General features: G+C 35.5%; 12 protein-coding genes and 2 pseudogenes. 4 read left to right on the plus strand and 10 right to left on the minus strand.

Going from position 1 to position 15,521, the window contains the following annotated elements; all coding sequences use genetic code 11:
* Positions 1-27: 27 nt before the first annotated feature.
* Positions 28-1,320 (minus strand): ATP-binding protein, encoded by a 1,293-nt coding sequence (locus tag BK579_RS16945; protein WP_235848451.1) that lies wholly within the window; start codon positions 1,318-1,320, stop codon positions 28-30.
* Positions 1,321-1,516: 196 nt separating this feature from the next.
* Positions 1,517-2,770: a PLL family lectin gene (locus BK579_RS16950; protein ID WP_078547475.1), complete on the minus strand. Its 1,254-nt coding sequence runs from the start codon at positions 2,768-2,770 to the stop codon at positions 1,517-1,519.
* 1,509 nt (positions 2,771-4,279) lie between these two features.
* Between BK579_RS16950 and BK579_RS16960 the strand changes: the two genes are divergently transcribed.
* The 4 genes from BK579_RS16960 (at position 4,280) to BK579_RS16975 (ending at position 6,583) form a co-directional block, all read left to right on the plus strand.
* Positions 4,280-4,483 carry a hypothetical protein gene (locus BK579_RS16960; RefSeq protein ID WP_078547479.1) on the plus strand — a complete coding sequence of 68 codons (204 nt, stop codon included), beginning with the start codon at positions 4,280-4,282 and terminating at the stop codon, positions 4,481-4,483.
* 278 nt (positions 4,484-4,761) lie between these two features.
* A complete protein-coding gene (locus BK579_RS26455; RefSeq protein WP_078547481.1) occupies positions 4,762-5,001 on the plus strand; it encodes an IDEAL domain-containing protein in 240 nt (79 codons plus the stop codon).
* A gap of 73 nt (positions 5,002-5,074) precedes the next feature.
* On the plus strand, positions 5,075-5,269 hold the full coding sequence (locus BK579_RS16970; RefSeq protein ID WP_204524728.1) for an IDEAL domain-containing protein: 195 nt from the start codon (positions 5,075-5,077) through the stop codon (positions 5,267-5,269).
* Between the two features lie 150 nt (positions 5,270-5,419).
* Positions 5,420-6,583 carry an aminotransferase A gene (locus BK579_RS16975; protein WP_078547485.1) on the plus strand — a complete coding sequence of 388 codons (1,164 nt, stop codon included), beginning with the start codon at positions 5,420-5,422 and terminating at the stop codon, positions 6,581-6,583.
* Positions 6,584-6,679: 96 nt separating this feature from the next.
* On the opposite strand, the gene BK579_RS16980 is transcribed toward BK579_RS16975, so the two are convergent.
* From BK579_RS16980 to BK579_RS17015, 8 genes and pseudogenes are all read right to left on the minus strand, one after another.
* Entirely contained in the window at positions 6,680-8,500 is a 1,821-nt protein-coding gene (locus BK579_RS16980; RefSeq protein WP_078547487.1) for a PAS domain S-box protein, read from the minus strand.
* 313 nt (positions 8,501-8,813) lie between these two features.
* A pseudogene (locus tag BK579_RS16985) lies at positions 8,814-9,789 on the minus strand (quinone oxidoreductase family protein).
* Between the two features lie 14 nt (positions 9,790-9,803).
* Complete coding sequence (locus BK579_RS16990) at positions 9,804-10,583, minus strand: enoyl-CoA hydratase/isomerase family protein (protein ID WP_235848452.1); 780 nt, start codon at positions 10,581-10,583, stop codon at positions 9,804-9,806.
* Positions 10,584-10,664: 81 nt separating this feature from the next.
* Positions 10,665-11,444 (minus strand): SDR family NAD(P)-dependent oxidoreductase, encoded by a 780-nt coding sequence (locus BK579_RS16995; protein WP_078547489.1) that lies wholly within the window; start codon positions 11,442-11,444, stop codon positions 10,665-10,667.
* 28 nt (positions 11,445-11,472) lie between these two features.
* Positions 11,473-13,246 (minus strand): annotated as a pseudogene (locus BK579_RS17000) (acyl-CoA dehydrogenase family protein).
* The gene (locus tag BK579_RS17005; RefSeq protein WP_078547491.1) at positions 13,221-13,985 is read right to left on the minus strand and encodes a 2-phosphosulfolactate phosphatase; all 765 of its coding nucleotides are present in this window, start codon (positions 13,983-13,985) and stop codon (positions 13,221-13,223) included. Before BK579_RS17005 ends, BK579_RS17000 begins: the two are co-directional and overlap by 26 nt.
* 42 nt (positions 13,986-14,027) lie before the next feature.
* Positions 14,028-15,092 carry a phosphotransferase family protein gene (locus BK579_RS17010; protein ID WP_078547493.1) on the minus strand — a complete coding sequence of 355 codons (1,065 nt, stop codon included), beginning with the start codon at positions 15,090-15,092 and terminating at the stop codon, positions 14,028-14,030.
* Positions 15,093-15,095: 3 nt separating this feature from the next.
* Positions 15,096-15,515, minus strand: coding sequence for an acyl-CoA thioesterase (locus BK579_RS17015; RefSeq protein ID WP_078547495.1), 420 nt, complete (start codon positions 15,513-15,515; stop codon positions 15,096-15,098).
* Positions 15,516-15,521: the final 6 nt, after the last annotated feature.

Genomic DNA, 15,521 nt, shown 5'->3' on the forward strand with positions numbered 1-15,521 from the left:
AAAAGTGCCTACTAAGGCACTTTTTTTTTACTCTTTTGAAAGCGCAAGAGTTATCTTCACAATGGTTCCTTTGTTAGGTTTACTCTCATATTCTATTGTACCATTCATTTCCCTAATCAACCGATTTGTTATCATACTCCCCAATCCTGTTCCCTTTGTCTTTGTGGTATAGTATGGCAGGCCAATTTTTTCTAATTGTTCTTGATTCATGCCTTTTCCATTATCCTCTATTTCAATAAGGACTCTCCGATTATCGACTGAAGTTCTCTTTGACACTTTAACATAACCGTTTCCATCTTCAATGGCCTCAATACCATTTTTTATAACATTGATGATACTTTGTTTCAGATGGTCTTCATCACCTATTATAAAATGACTGCCAGAACCATTATAAAACAAAGACACATTTTGATATGTACCAAATGGTCTTAATAAATCAATCGAGTCGAATAATATTTGATTTAAATCCACCCTTTTCATTTTGAAGTTAGAAGGCTTAGATATCTTTAGGTAATTTGTAATAATGAGATTTGTTCGATCTAACTCCTCAAGAATGAGCGGAGCAAATTGTACTAGTTTTTCATCTTTAGAATCTTTTTCAAGAAACTGAATAAAGCCTCTAACAGTAGTGATTGGATTTCTGATTTCATGTGCAATTGAGGCTGCCATTTGACTAACTGTCGAAAGCTTATCCGTATAAACAGTTTCATGAAATTGTTGGTTTGCTTTAATTAACCTTTCTATTACTTGAATTAATAAAAAGGAGGTTAGCATTAAACCACTGAAATAAACGATGTAAAATTGAACACCCAAAAATGGTGCAGAAAATAAAAGGATAATAATATATAGAACTAAGTATGTTGCAATAATAAAAACTGCTTTTAGAATACTTCTAGTTGATAAGTACCATTTTCTAAAGATTAATGCAACAAGAAAAGCTACAAGTGATACCAACACACCAATCAATGCAAAGTTACCACCGATAATCAGACGTACAATCACAACCAGCACAAGACATATACTTCCAGAAACAAGACCACTGTATAGTGTAACAACTAAAATAATGATCATGCGCAAATCAAAATGAGTTTGTTCTAGCCCTGTTATCGGGAATAACATGCAAAGTATAGCTGCTAACGCACCTATTAGTCCATAAATGATTTTTTGTTTCAATGAATGAACTTTACTGTGATTAAAAGGAAAAAATAAATTCGCATTAAAAGTTAATGAAAATAAAATAGTAATATTTACAATGATAGGTTTTATAAGTGCAAGCATTTTTTCAAAAATTCCTCCGTGTACTAACCATATGTCATACATTTACATTTAATCATACTTTAAATCATAATCATACTAAAGATTTAACAAGTTATTTTTGTGATCCTTTTCATACCATAAGTCATTGATTTAAAGTACCCTAGAGGTTACGCAACTTAAGGCATACTATGCGTAATCTTAGATACTCTCTAACATTCTAAATTAATAACAGAAAGAGGTTCCAATTGGAACCTCTTTCTTAGCTTTTCCATATGTGTAACAATTGATTGCCTTGCCCACGAACAAATAGGTCTAAACGGTTCCCGTCTAATGAAGATACTGTGGGTTCAGATGTAACTTCTCCTACAATATTTTCTTCTTGTTCCCACTTATCGCCAATCCACTTGACATATAGTAACTTCCCTTTGTCACTTTTTGCAATAACATCCATTTGATTATCTGTTCGTGAAATTACTGCTGGACTCGAAGAAATTTCATAATCAAGACTTTCCCATTCAGCCCATCTTTGATTATCACAGTGTATATGCAAAAGCTCACGCTTACTCCCTCTGGCAAATACATCAATCCTTGTACCATTACTATAAGTTGCAGCAGGAGCTGAGGTTAATTGCTGAGTATTAATCTTTTTCCATTTACTCCACTCTTTTCCATCCCAATAGATATGTTGTAAGTGTTTGTTATGGTCTCTTGCAAAAACATCAATCTGACCATCACGTGTTGTAACTGCAGGTGAAGTTGTTAGTGTACCGCCTAAGTCTTTCCATTCACTCCATTTATCTTTGTTTCTAGATTTATAGATTAATTGGTTAGACTCTCCTCTTGCAAAAACATCGATTCGAGCGCTTGATGAAGTTACGACTGCAGGCGATGAACTCAGCTTGCCTCCAAGGTTTTGCCATTCCAGCCACTCAGTTCCATTCCAAAATACGGAATATAAATTTCTGTTTTTTCCCCTTGCAAACACATAAAAATTTTGTGACGTTAAAGAAACACATGACGGACCTGAAGTAAGCCTCCCATTAATAATTTCCCATTCTGACCATTTGGTATCTTCTGAGTCGTTTGTTAGGTTCTGAAGCGATAAAGAAATAATTTTACATAGAGAAACTTTTAATACATTGTCAGGAATTCGATAAGGAGTAATAAGTAAGAATAGCTGAGGATCATCCTTTGTGAATTGAATGAATAATTCATCTACCTTCTCGCTATTAGTCCCTGATACTTTATTCCCATTTTCCACTGTATAATGAAGTGTTTGAATGAAAATTACTCTAGCCAAATCGGGCGGTAAGTTATACTGTAACATTTCTTCTGAAAATGGTTTAAGCTCTTTTCGAATCTTTTTCCAAACATATAACAACTCTTTACTAGGCTGTCTATTGTGATGAAAGTTAATTTGTGGTTTAACGTTTGTAGTACTAATTTGTTGTGGAGGGGAATAATAATATCCATTTTGAATCCTTGGATATTGCTTATTATCTTGATAAACCATCCTAAAACCTCCCTTTATAAAATTTCTTTCTACTAATTGTATGACTGTGATAACGAAGATAAAACCACTGTTCACTATTAGTTGATACAAATCCTTCTATTTTTAATTTTTCATTAGCAAAATAGTGGATGTTTACTCACTCATTATGAAATGAGAGGAGAACCATTCACCCCCTTGTGATCTAACTGTCTCTAGAGATTCCTCAAAGATGTGGGAAGGATGAGGTAACAGTAAATCGAGTAGTTTAGAAGGAAAATAAATGGAACTCTCTAACATAAGTATTTTTCAGTGCGGGCCTTTATGCAAATGAATATTTGCACCATGGAGGATGTATTAGTGTTCTTACTAAGTGTGAAATGAGTGGAGAGGCACTGGACTCATGAGGGATATAGCAGGTCACTTGAATCCCCGCAGGGCCCTAGACGACGAGGCTCACCGGCCGCCCCGTGGAAAGCAGGTGGAGCGCAGCGATTGGAACTCTACAACCTTCGTTATTTTCAGAGTAGACATCCATGCTAAATAAGTATTTCGCACCATGGTGTATGAAAAATGTTTCCACCTCAGTGTGGAATGAGCGGAGAGCCACTTGACTCCTGCGGGATCCAGTGGTCTCGTGAGACCCCGCAGGAGCTGAGCCCCTGGCGACGAGGAGGCTTACGGACCACCCCGCGGAAAGCAAGTGGATCGCAGCTCATGGAACTTCATCACCTAGGTTATTTCAGAGTAGACATCCATGCTAAATTGAATCGCACCATGGAGAATGAAAATGTTTTATTTACTCAGAGTGGAGGGAGAGCAACTAGACAACTACTGATCTTTCGGTCTCGAATATCTGTCATCCCTTTCATAGGCTTTGAACATGAGAAAGGGAATCAAACAACTCTTTTCATTCCCTTTGCTGGTCTTATGGCATGAGAAAGGGAATCAAACAACTCCTTTCATTCCCTTTGTTGGGCTTATGGCATGAGAAAGGGATCAAACAACTCCTTTCATTCCCTTTGTTGGGCTTATGGCATGAGAAAGGGAATCAAACAACTCCTTTCATTCCCTTTGTTGGGCTTATGGCATGAGAAAGGGAATCAAACAACTCTTTTCATTCCCTTTGTTGGGCTTATGGCATGGGAAAGGGAATCAAACAACTCTTTTCATTCCCTTTGTTGGGCTTATGGCATGGGAAAGGGAATCAAACAACTCCTTTCATTCTCTTTCTTAGGCTTTCAACATTTAGTAAGGGAATTGGAACTCTCCGACCTATTTATTTCCAGGTAAACACTGAATTAGTACTGCTCTGTTTTTTCAAAGAAAACTCAAAGATACATACCATTTTTAAATTTGATTTGCTCGTTTGAAAAATCCACCAATCCCTATGATTAATAATCATAATTGTCAAATTCTTTAACAATCAATATGGAGTTTTTGTGAATCATCTCAAAAGATATAGATTTACACTTTTGCTATCAATAAAATAATGACATAGGGTAACAAAAACAAAAGAGAAGGTGAATAGCTGTGAAGGGTACAGCAATTTTATATCAACCAGATCAAAATATTCGATTTATAGAAGATATTGAAAAAGAAAAATTCGATGAATTACTCAAACAATGTGGCGGCCCAAAATGCACTAACCATTTAAATGGCCAACTAGTGGGTTTCGGACAAATTTCCCCTATGCTTTGGCATGAGGAAGATGTAGATTGGGATTATGGGTATTAGTATAAATTCTTTTTTGAAACACTATGAAACTCGGAATAAAAAAATTTAAAATTGCCTTAGAAGAGTAACTTCATAGTTATTTGCAATGTACATTAAACGAAATGATCCTCAACCTAAAAATCTGATATTCCTTTAAAAGCCACAAAAAATGTGGTTTTTTTTATTTCTCCCAGCTAAATTAGCGACTGTTCAGACATATCTAAATTTTCTAAAAAAACTCTTTACTTTTTCTTATTTTTCTAGGATAATATAAAAAAGGATTTAAGGAGTGAATATTAATGAGCCATTTAAATAACCCTCAGAAAAATGAAATTGTTCCTTTCACTGCTGTAAACGAAGAAGCCACAGTGTACAAAAAAGAAGCTGAAATGGTTCTTTTGCAGTCACAAATATCCTTTCAGAAATCTAAGTTGATGGAAAAAATAGACTTTACCCTCGTTAATCGTGATGAAGCTTTATTTATGGAACTTTCAAAGCAATATATTACACTAGTTCATCATTATAGCTATCTTAATTAAGTAGTTGGAGGGGATATACATGTTTACATTTAAAAAGAAATTAAAATTAATGAAATATAATAAAAATAGCTCAGTGAGTTACAACCTTACTGAAGAACAATCATACACCTTAAGTTTATATGCACAATTAATCCTTGATGAAGCATGTTATAAATACAATCAAGAAAGACTTAAAGCCTCGATTGATAAAGCAATAGATAACAAAGATCAGCAAGAATTTATGAACAAATCAAATGAATACCAAAACTTAGTTAGTAGAAACACATAATGTACTAAAAGAACCAGAAAAAATCTGGTTCTTTTTTATTTTTCACCTAGTTAAAGATTTCTCTAAATGATAAAATAGGTGAAATGAATAAAGAGCTTTTTCTAATTTAACTAAGAATGAAGAAGCACGTAAAAAGAGAGGAAGAAATTCTTGGAGCATTTAATTAATTCTCGTGTAAAAAACATCGAAATTTCGGGAATTCGCAAATTTTTCAATCTCGTTTCCCAATTTGATGATGTGATCTCATTAACAATTGGACAACCTGACTTTTACACTCCTGAACATATAAAAAATTATGCTACTAAAGCAATTAAAGAGAATTTTACAACCTATACTCCAAATGCTGGAATTATGGAGGTAAGGAAAGCTGCTACTGAGTTTATGAAACAAAAATACAACTTGGATTATAATTTTGAAAATGAAGTTATAACAACTGTAGGCGCAAGTCAAGCCATTGACATTACATTTCGCACAATTCTTACTGAAGGTTCAGAGGTTATTCTTCCTGGTCCCGTTTATCCTGGTTACGAACCATTAATTAAGCTATGTGGTGCTAAAGCTGTTTTCGCAGACACACGTGAAAGTGATTTTAAATTAACTGCTTCTATTATAGAAAAATATATTACGACAGACACAAGATGTATAGTTCTCCCATATCCTTCAAACCCCACTGGTGTTACATTATCTCAAGAAGAAATTATGGAAATCGCTTGTCTACTAAAAGGAAAAGAAATCTTCATTATTTCGGACGAAATATATAGTGAGTTAGTGTTTGAAGGAAATCATCATTCTATAGCATCACACTTAAGAGAACAAACGATCGTTATCAATGGACTATCTAAGTCACATTCTATGACTGGTTGGAGAATAGGGTTTACTTTTGCTCCAGAGGATATTACCAAACATATGTTAAAAGTCCATCAATATAATGTATCTTGTGCATCTTCCATTTCACAAAAAGCAGCTGGTGAAGCATTAACAAACGGACTCAATGATGCTCTACCAATGAAACAAGAATATCAAAGTAGATTAGATTATGTTTATAATCGACTAGTTGAATTAGGAATTTCTGTAGTAAAACCTAATGGAGCCTTTTATTTATTTCCTTCTATTGAGAAATATAATCTCTCATCCTTTGAGTTTGCATCCAAATTATTAGAAGAAGTAGGTTTAGCTGTTGTCCCTGGAGATGCTTTTTCAGAATATGGAGAAGGATATATTCGTATTTCTTACGCATACTCAATAGATACTCTTACTGAAGGAATGAATCGATTAGAAGCTTTTGTTCGTCGCTTGGAAACTAATAAAATCTAATCTATTCGGTTTTGAAAGTAGACTACACACGAACATCCACTAGCATCCATTTATTATTAAGGAAATAGGAAAAGAGCTAACTATGTAGATATAATGTTAGCTCTTTTTAGGTTGAGATTTAGGTAGAGTGATATTGAAGGTTGTCCCTACATTTACTTTACTTTCTACACAGATCAAGCCATTGTGATTCTCAATAATTTTGTAACTGACCATTAACCCTAAACCAGTACCTTTTTCTTTTGTAGTATAAAATGGTTCCCCAATCCGATCAATGATAGAGTCAGGAATCCCACACCCTTCATCCTTAAAACTTAACTGGACATACTCTTCACATACTGAAATAGCGATACTTATAATTCCTCCATCTTTCATTGAATCAATGGAATTTTTTATTAAATTGATAAATACCTGCTTGATTTGATTTTCATCACATGTAATCATAGCAACATCATTTGGAATACTCAGCTTAATTTGGATATTTTGTAAAGCTGCCTGAGCTTCCAATAATGTAATTACATCTCTTATTATATCCCTTACATCAACCTCAATGAAAAAGTCTTCAGTCGGCTTTGCAAGTACAAGCAATTCACTTAATATTGCTTCTACACGATTTAATTCAGAAAATACAATTTGGTAATAGGTTTCATTACCTTTTGAGTGTGTTTGAATAAGCTGTAAAAACCCTTTGATTGATGTTAAAGGATTCCGAATTTCATGTGCAATTCCTGCCGCAAGTTGTCCAGCAATAGAAAGTTTTTCTGATTTGATCATTAAATCTTCAGCATGCTTGCGATCTGAAATATCTCGAATGATAACCTGAACAGCAGGTTTACCAATAAATGTCGTCGGAATACATATAAACTCTGTATAAAAGTGCTTTCCTTTTATTGTATACCAAGACTGTTTTGTTATTGTGTGTTCTCTGTTTTCATGAATAACAAGACTTATAAGATCCTTCATTTCTTTATGATATTTTTTGTGTAAAAAGGAGTATATATTTTTACCAAGGATTTCAGTATAGTTTTCAGCACCAAACATTTTCACTCCTGAATCATTAATAAATGCCCAGGTATCGTTATATATAACAGCGATTGCATCGATTGAATTATGTACAATCTTTTCATAACGCTCTCTGCTTTGTTGGAGAACCCTTTGAAACTTTTTCTTTGATGTGATGTTTTGAACAACAAAAAGCTCTATCTGTTTTCCATTTTCAGTAATTGGTACCGCCCTTAATTCTACGTCAATCATTTCACCATTTTCCTTTAGCCACTTTTGTTGACTTGTACCTATTCTGTGACCTTTTGAAAGAAGGTACAGACCCTTTGTAACTACTGAATGGAATTCTTTATCGATAAACATTAATAGAGATTTCCCTATGACTTTTGTGTCTTTTTCTAAGCCTAGCAAATCCTTAGCTTCTTGATTAATATATTGTATAGTTCCGGCAATCGTCAGGATGATAGAAACAGGTGCCTTTTCGATCAATGAAGGCCAGTTTTTATGGAAGCTCATAATCTGCTTATCATACTTATATTCTAACGTTTGATCATTAGTTATCTGACTCATTGTCACAAATACTTCTTCACATTTTTGGTCAACTTGACTGATAATAAATTCAACTTTAGCTTGGACCCATATATATCCTGTCTGTTTCGTAGATAATCGAAACACAAGGCAAGTATTTTCCTGTTTTTGGTCAAATAGACTACTTTCAACTAAAAAAATATCATCATGATGTGTAATATCCCTAAAACTCACCCCAATTAATTCCTCTTTTTTATATCCTATTAGGTCGAAACAACTAGATGACAAATATAAAATCTTCCCACTTAATGATAAAGAGGCGACGAGATTAACTGGTGTATTGTTAATTGATTTTGACAAAGATAAACCGTTTTTAGAGTTCAATACCATATGAACCTGAACCCCCTTTTTCTATCATTCTATTATTATCATTTATCTGCTCTATTTACTCAATATTAAATGCTTCTTTATTTTCATCACCATATTTATACCTTAATTTACAATAACTATGATATCTATAGGTATTAAGATTCAAATTCATATAATGGAAAAAAGCCCCTAGTATTTATACTAAGAACTTTTTTAAATTTATGATGATTTGTTTGGTACAATCGATAGATTGAACAATGTTTTTGGATTATATAAAACATTTGATTAATCACCTACCTTATCATCAAGACCACGGCAATTAACGATATTTTCTTCATGGTACCAAAATCAACTTCCCTGTCGTTTTTCTACCTTGAAGCAACTCATGAACAGAACGTGCTTGTTCTAGTGGATACACACCACCAATAGTTAAGACTAATTGACCCGTTTTAACAAACGTTAAAAGTTCATGTAAGCTTTCCCGGAGTAACTTTTGATTCCTCATAATTTGTGGCAGAAAAAAATTCAATAACCGACTGATTTTTTTTCATTAAGATGGAAGGATGAAAGGTTGCATGTTCGCCACTTGCTGCACCATAGACAACCAATCTACCAAAGGGAGCTAAACAATTGATCGTTTTATTAAAAACTTCTCCTCCTACCATCTCTAAAGCAACGTCCACCCCTTTACCATCAGTAGCTTCCTTTACTTTGTTTTCCCATCCTTCAGCAGTATAGTTAATCAATACATCTGCTCCCATTTGATCCGCTAGCTCCAACTTCTCATTAGTACTTGCGGTTGCAATTACCTTCCCTGCACCAAATATTTTAGCAAGTTGTACAGCCAACGTGCCTACTCCACCAGCTGCTGCATGGATTAATACTGTTTCACCTTTATCAAGTCTTCCCATCGACTTCAACACATGGTAAGCGCTCAAGCCTTGTAACGGAAGGGCAACGGATTGATTAAAATCAATCCCCTCTGGAAGTGGAATTAATGAACTTTCATGTGCAACAGCAAATTCGGCATAACCAGCAGATTCAATCAACGTTACAACCGGTGTACCAATTTTGACATTTTTGACATTTCCCCCTACTTGAGTGACTATTCCAGCAATTTCTGCTCCTGGAATAAAAGGTAACTCTGTTCGGACAACATACTGTCCTTCTCGACGAGCAGTATCTGCATAATTCACACCAATTGCTTTTACTTCGATTAGGACTTGATTGGCTTTAGGTATGGGTATTTCAACCTCAACTTTTTGCAAAACCTCGGGTCCCCCAAAGGTTGTTAACTGAATTGCTTTCATATATTTAACACTCCCTATTTTCCTTTAAATTGAGGCTTTCTTTTTTCTTTGAAAGCACTTACTCCTTCTATATGATCATCTGTTGTTACCATTAAGGTTTGAGTAATTCGTTCCTGCTCCAGAATTTCGCTTAAGCTAGAAACAGCAGCTTGGTCAGCAATTTTTTTGATCATTCCATAGGCTTTTCCAGGACCTTTAGATAGTTTAAAAGCCAATTTCCCCACTTCTTCCTTGAATGAATCCAGTGGAAAGGTATCGTTCACTATCCCATATTCCTTTGCAGTTTTCACAAGTAAAGGTTCTCCACTAAATAGAAGTTGCTTAGCACGGTAAGGACCAATGAGCCTTGGTAGGAAATACAAACCACCACCGTCAGATATAAGGCCCACCTGTGAAAAGCTTAAAACAAACTTACTATCCTCTGCTGCCACAATTAAATCACACGCCAGTGCTAAGTTAAATCCAGCACCTGCAGCAAAACCATGGACTGCGGCAATGATTGGTTTTTCCAAACTTCTCATGGCAAGGATACATTCATTGAGTTTTCCAATATGGTCATAAACCTGAGAAGGAGATGCTTCACCCATTGTTTTTACATCTCCACCTGCACTAAAGGATCTGCCTGAACCGGATAATACCACTATTCTTATTTCTGGATTTTCCCCTGCTTCTTTGACTGCATTGGTTAACCCCATAATCATTTCTGGACTAAATGCATTCAAACTCTCAGGACGGTTCATTACAAGATTCATCACAGGCCCTTCGATCTGTACAAGCAAATGATCATTACTCAAATCAATTGCCTCCTTTTTTTATAGTTATTTTAAAAATTTTCTAGCTTTTAAACAGGCTAGCAAACTCACTATGTTTCAAGTCTATTTAATTAACCAGCCTCCATCAACTAACACATCTGAGCCAGTCATATAGGAGGCCTCAGGTGATGCGACAAACGAAATAATATTTGCAATCTCATCCGGTTTTCCTACTCTCATTAGGGCTGTATTTCTTTCTATTGCTCGTTGAAATTTCTCATTTTGCAAGCTTTGTTCTGTTAGAGGTGTTTCAACAAACCCCGGGGAGACTGAATTGACTCTAATTCCATATGGAGCAAGTTCCAAGGCTAAAGCTCTCGTAAAATTAATCACTCCTGCTTTTGCTGCACTATAATGGGGAATGTGGGCTCCTGCTTTATATCCAGACAATGACGCAATATTAACTATTGCTTTATCGTCTTTCTGACTATTATCCGAACAATCTACCATTAATTTTCCAATAATCTTTGAAGCTAAAAAGACACTTTTCAGGTTAACACTTTGAACATAGTCCCAATCTGAGCTTGACGTCTCAAGAATTTTCGAGTGACTTGAACCACCAGCATTATTAATGAGCACATGTAGTTCTCCATAATTCTCTTGAATATATTGCGATAACTCGATTAAATCCTCCTCATTAGTTACATCCGCTACAAAAATCTCAGCTACTGGCACTTTACTAGCTTCATTGATTTTCCTTGCTACACGCTCAAGCTTAGATTTTGTTCGGCCTACTAATATGAGCTTTGCCCCTTCATTTGCTAGACGTACTGCAGTAGCTTCACCAATTCCACTTCCTGCTCCAGTAACAACAGCAACCTTTTCTGAAAATCTTCCACCCATCGTTATCTACCTCCTCTATTTTTGGAGATTAAACCTTATATTGACCATGTTTATTCAAATGGTCAGCCACTTCATGCTTACGAATATTACTCCCTTCTTGAATGAATCTACTACATTCTCTACCAATTAAATATACTGCCTGTGTCATTTTTTCTCCCGTTAGTGCACCTGAGATTAAACTTTTAGCAATAACCTCAACATTTAAGATAGCTTCGTCAATATAAATAGCTGCAAGATTGGCTTTTATTTTTTCTTTTTCAAGACCATTTCTTTCGATTACTTTTAAAGTTCGAAAAACCGCTGATTCACTCGCATATAAATGGATGGCAATATCGGCTAGTTTCATCAAGGTTTCTTGCTCCTCCTGCAACTTTTCTCCAAAAGTCTGGAAGGCAATACCTGCACACACTAGGAAAATTCTTCGGAAGGCTGTTACCGCTTCTTGTTCACGACCCAAAACACCTGTAAACTCACTTGACGGAGCTTGTAACTCAGATAAGGCTTTTTGTACCATTTCTTCTAGATTAACTTCACCGTTTGCGGCTTTTCGATACAAATGTGTCGGTATTAACAAACGATTTATTTCATTTGTTCCTTCGAAGATACGGTTAATTCTCGAATCTCTATACATTTGCTCAACTTTATATTCTTTTATAAAACCTGCACCACCATGTAGTTGAACAGCCTCATCTGCGACATAATCTAGTGTTTCAGATCCATAGACTTTACAAACTGCACATTCAGTCGCATATTCCATCATTCTTTGGCCAATTAATTTAAGATCCGTAGAATCAGATAAATCGCCTAGTGCATTTTCGATTAAACTTGCAGTTCGATATTGAAGTGACTCCGAAGCATAAAATACGTGCTGCCATTTTTGCGACTTTTTCTTTGGTAGCTCCAAAATCAGCTATTGCCCGCCCAAACTGCCTTCTTTCATTTGTGTATTGGATTGTTTTTTCTAAGCCCGACTTAGCTCCACCCATACAGGCTGACCCCAAATTGAATCGCCCTAGATTTAATACATTAAGTGCAATCACATGGCCTTTACCAACTTCCCCAAGAAGGTTTTCTACAGGTACCATACAATCTTCAAGGATAACCGATCGAGTTGAAGATCCTTTTATACCCATCTTTTGTTCTTCTGGACCAAGCGATAGCCCTGGAAAGTTTTTTTCAACAATAAACGCTGTGAATTTTTGCCCGTCGACCTTAGCATACACAATAAACGTATCAGAAAACTGTGCATTGGTAATGTATAGCTTTGTTCCGTTCAAGATATAATCTGTACCCTCATTATTTAATTTGGCAACGGTTTGTGCAGCAAGTGCATCAGAGCCCGCCCCAGGTTCTGTTAAGCAATAAGCACCTAGATATTCCCCTGAGGCAAGCTTTGGTAAATACTTTTCCTTTTGTGCTTTTGTTCCAAAATAAGTAATTGGCAAAGTAGCAATACAAGTATGGTTTGAATGAGCAACACCATAGCTACCAGATTGACCTACGACCTCTCCAATAAGTCCTTTACTAATTTTATCAAGGCCAAGACCACCATACTCTTCAGGAATACTATGCGCTAATAATCCTAAATCACCTGCTATTTTTAAAAGTTCTACTAGTTTATTAAAGTTTTGACTTTCAATCTCTTCATTATAGGGTTCCACTTCTTTTTCTAGAAACTGCTGTGCCGTATTTGCTATCATTTTATGTTCAAAGCTTAAATCCTCTGGCGTAAATAAATCATCTTTTTCGATCGCTGAGTACAGGAAACTAGCACCCTTATTTTTCATTTGTAACATATCCATTTATATCTCCTTCAACAATTGAATTTCTATCATTCAAATATGGAACGATATCCAAAATACCGCGACTTGCAACAAACTCCAACTCATCACGATAGCCATACTTTACGAGGAGTTTTCCGACAAATGAAGAACGAAGAATCTCTTCTGCTTTATCGCTTGATTGAGAGTAAAACAAGTGAGCAGCTATTGCAGAATCTGTTAGCTCCCATTTTGTAGATGTACCTTCATTTAACAAACAGTCTAAAAAGTACCCTGCCTCATAAAAGTCTTCTAGACAAAATTCCCCTGATGAACCTGAGCAAACAATAACAATCGTTTCCTCTTGATGGCATTGGTTAACCTTGGTGGCAATTGCACTTCCATTTAGTAATGAGCAGATATACACTTTTTCTGCTAAACGACTTCGATTGACTGCTACAGTTCCATTTGTAGTTGATAAGATAACAGTTTTATTTTTGACAGCATACTTTAGTGAAAGAGGATTAGGATCAAAAAATCCCTCAATCGTCCTTCCCTCATACTCTCCCACCAAGATATAACTATCTGTTTGTAGATTCTTTGCTTCCCGAATTGCTGCTTCTTTGTTTATTACAGGAATTACTTCTTTTGCCCCATAAGATAAGCAAGTAGTAATCGTTGATGTTGCTAGTAAAACATCGAATACAACAGCTATCTTTTGTTCCTTGATCTTCTGTTCATCAATTTCTTCTTTCTTCATAAGAAGATGAACTTTTGGCATGTTAAGCACCCTTTCAAATCAAACACACGATTTCTTATAAGCCTATTTAAATATATTGTTACAAGCATGTTGAATAAGACTGTTTACAAAATGGTTAAAGTGAGCAAAGCGGTTATCACTTGTTTGACCATTTTTATACCTGAAATAGATTTGCTGGCATATAACAGCCAGTTTGAAATAAGCGAAGGTGACGTAAAAATCAATGTTCGAAACATCTCGCCCACTCTTTTTGGCATACATTTCAATAAATTCATTTCTTGTAAAAAAGCCTTTGTTGACGGTAATTGGTGCTTTGCCAAGGCCTTTTTTTAGCATAATAGGGTCATCATCTTGGGTCCAATAACTCATGGCTGCTCCTAAATCAGCAAGTGGATCACCTATTGTTGTCATCTCCCAATCAAACAAACCTACCATCTCTGTGAGATCTTTAGAAAACATTGCATTATTTAACTTATAGTCATAATGAATAACTGTTGGTGTCCCGGAAACTGGAATAGAGTCAATCAACCATTTTTTCAGGAAGTCAAATCCTTCAATTTCATCAGTCTTTGCTCGTTCACATCTTGAAAGCCAACCATGGACTTGTCGTTCCATAAACCCATCAGGATGACTTAATTTTGTTAACTCCGTGTTCATATAATCAATTCGGTGAAGTTCTACAAGCTGCTCTACCATGATTTCTGATATCCTTCTACATAAATCTGGCGTAGCCTCTATCGAACTTGGAAACTCCGTATCTATGACAATCCCTTTTTTACGTTCCATAATAAAGAACGTACTACCAACAATTTCCTTATTCTCTGAAAACAAATAAGGTTTCGGAGCACTAGGAAAAAGTGGATTAAGCTCCTTTAGAATTTTATATTCACGGTTCATATCATGTGCCTTTGGGGCAACCGGACCATGTGGAGGCCTTCTTAAAACAGCCTCCCAATCTCCAATACTTAATTGATAGGTTAAATTCGAATGTCCAGCTCGGAATTGTTCAACCATTAAAGGTTTATCTGGAATTCCTTCTAAATATTCCTTGATAAAAGCTTCTAGAACAGGGATATTTAGTTCTTCTCCTTTTCTGACGGGGATTGTATCTTTTACACCTTCGACCATAACTTATCCCCTCCCATTATGTGTAATTAGGATATATTGATTCAGTGCTTCTCGAATATAATCAGGTATTGGTTCACTTTGTTGCTTTTCAAAATTAAAATGAACAATAACCGCATATCCCTTTGCAATTAACCTGCTAGTACCTTTTTCAATAATTTCATGGTCAAGTTGGAAGCTTTTCGTACCAATCTTCGATACCGCAGTTGTAACAATTAAAGTTTGGTTAAAATATCCCTGACCAACAAAATCGCACTTAGTTGAAGCTAGGATAAATCTCCAGTCTGAAATCGCTGTACCAGTTCCTAACTTTTCAAAGAACTTAATTCGAGCATCTTCTAAATAAATAAAATAGCTCGTGTTGTTGATATGCCCTAGGGCATCTGTCTCACCGAAACGGACAGATACCTCTAACTCGTGTTTCATACAAAT

It is taken from the genome of Litchfieldia alkalitelluris (assembly GCF_002019645.1).
Lineage (GTDB): Bacteria > Bacillota > Bacilli > Bacillales > Bacillaceae_L > Litchfieldia > Litchfieldia alkalitelluris.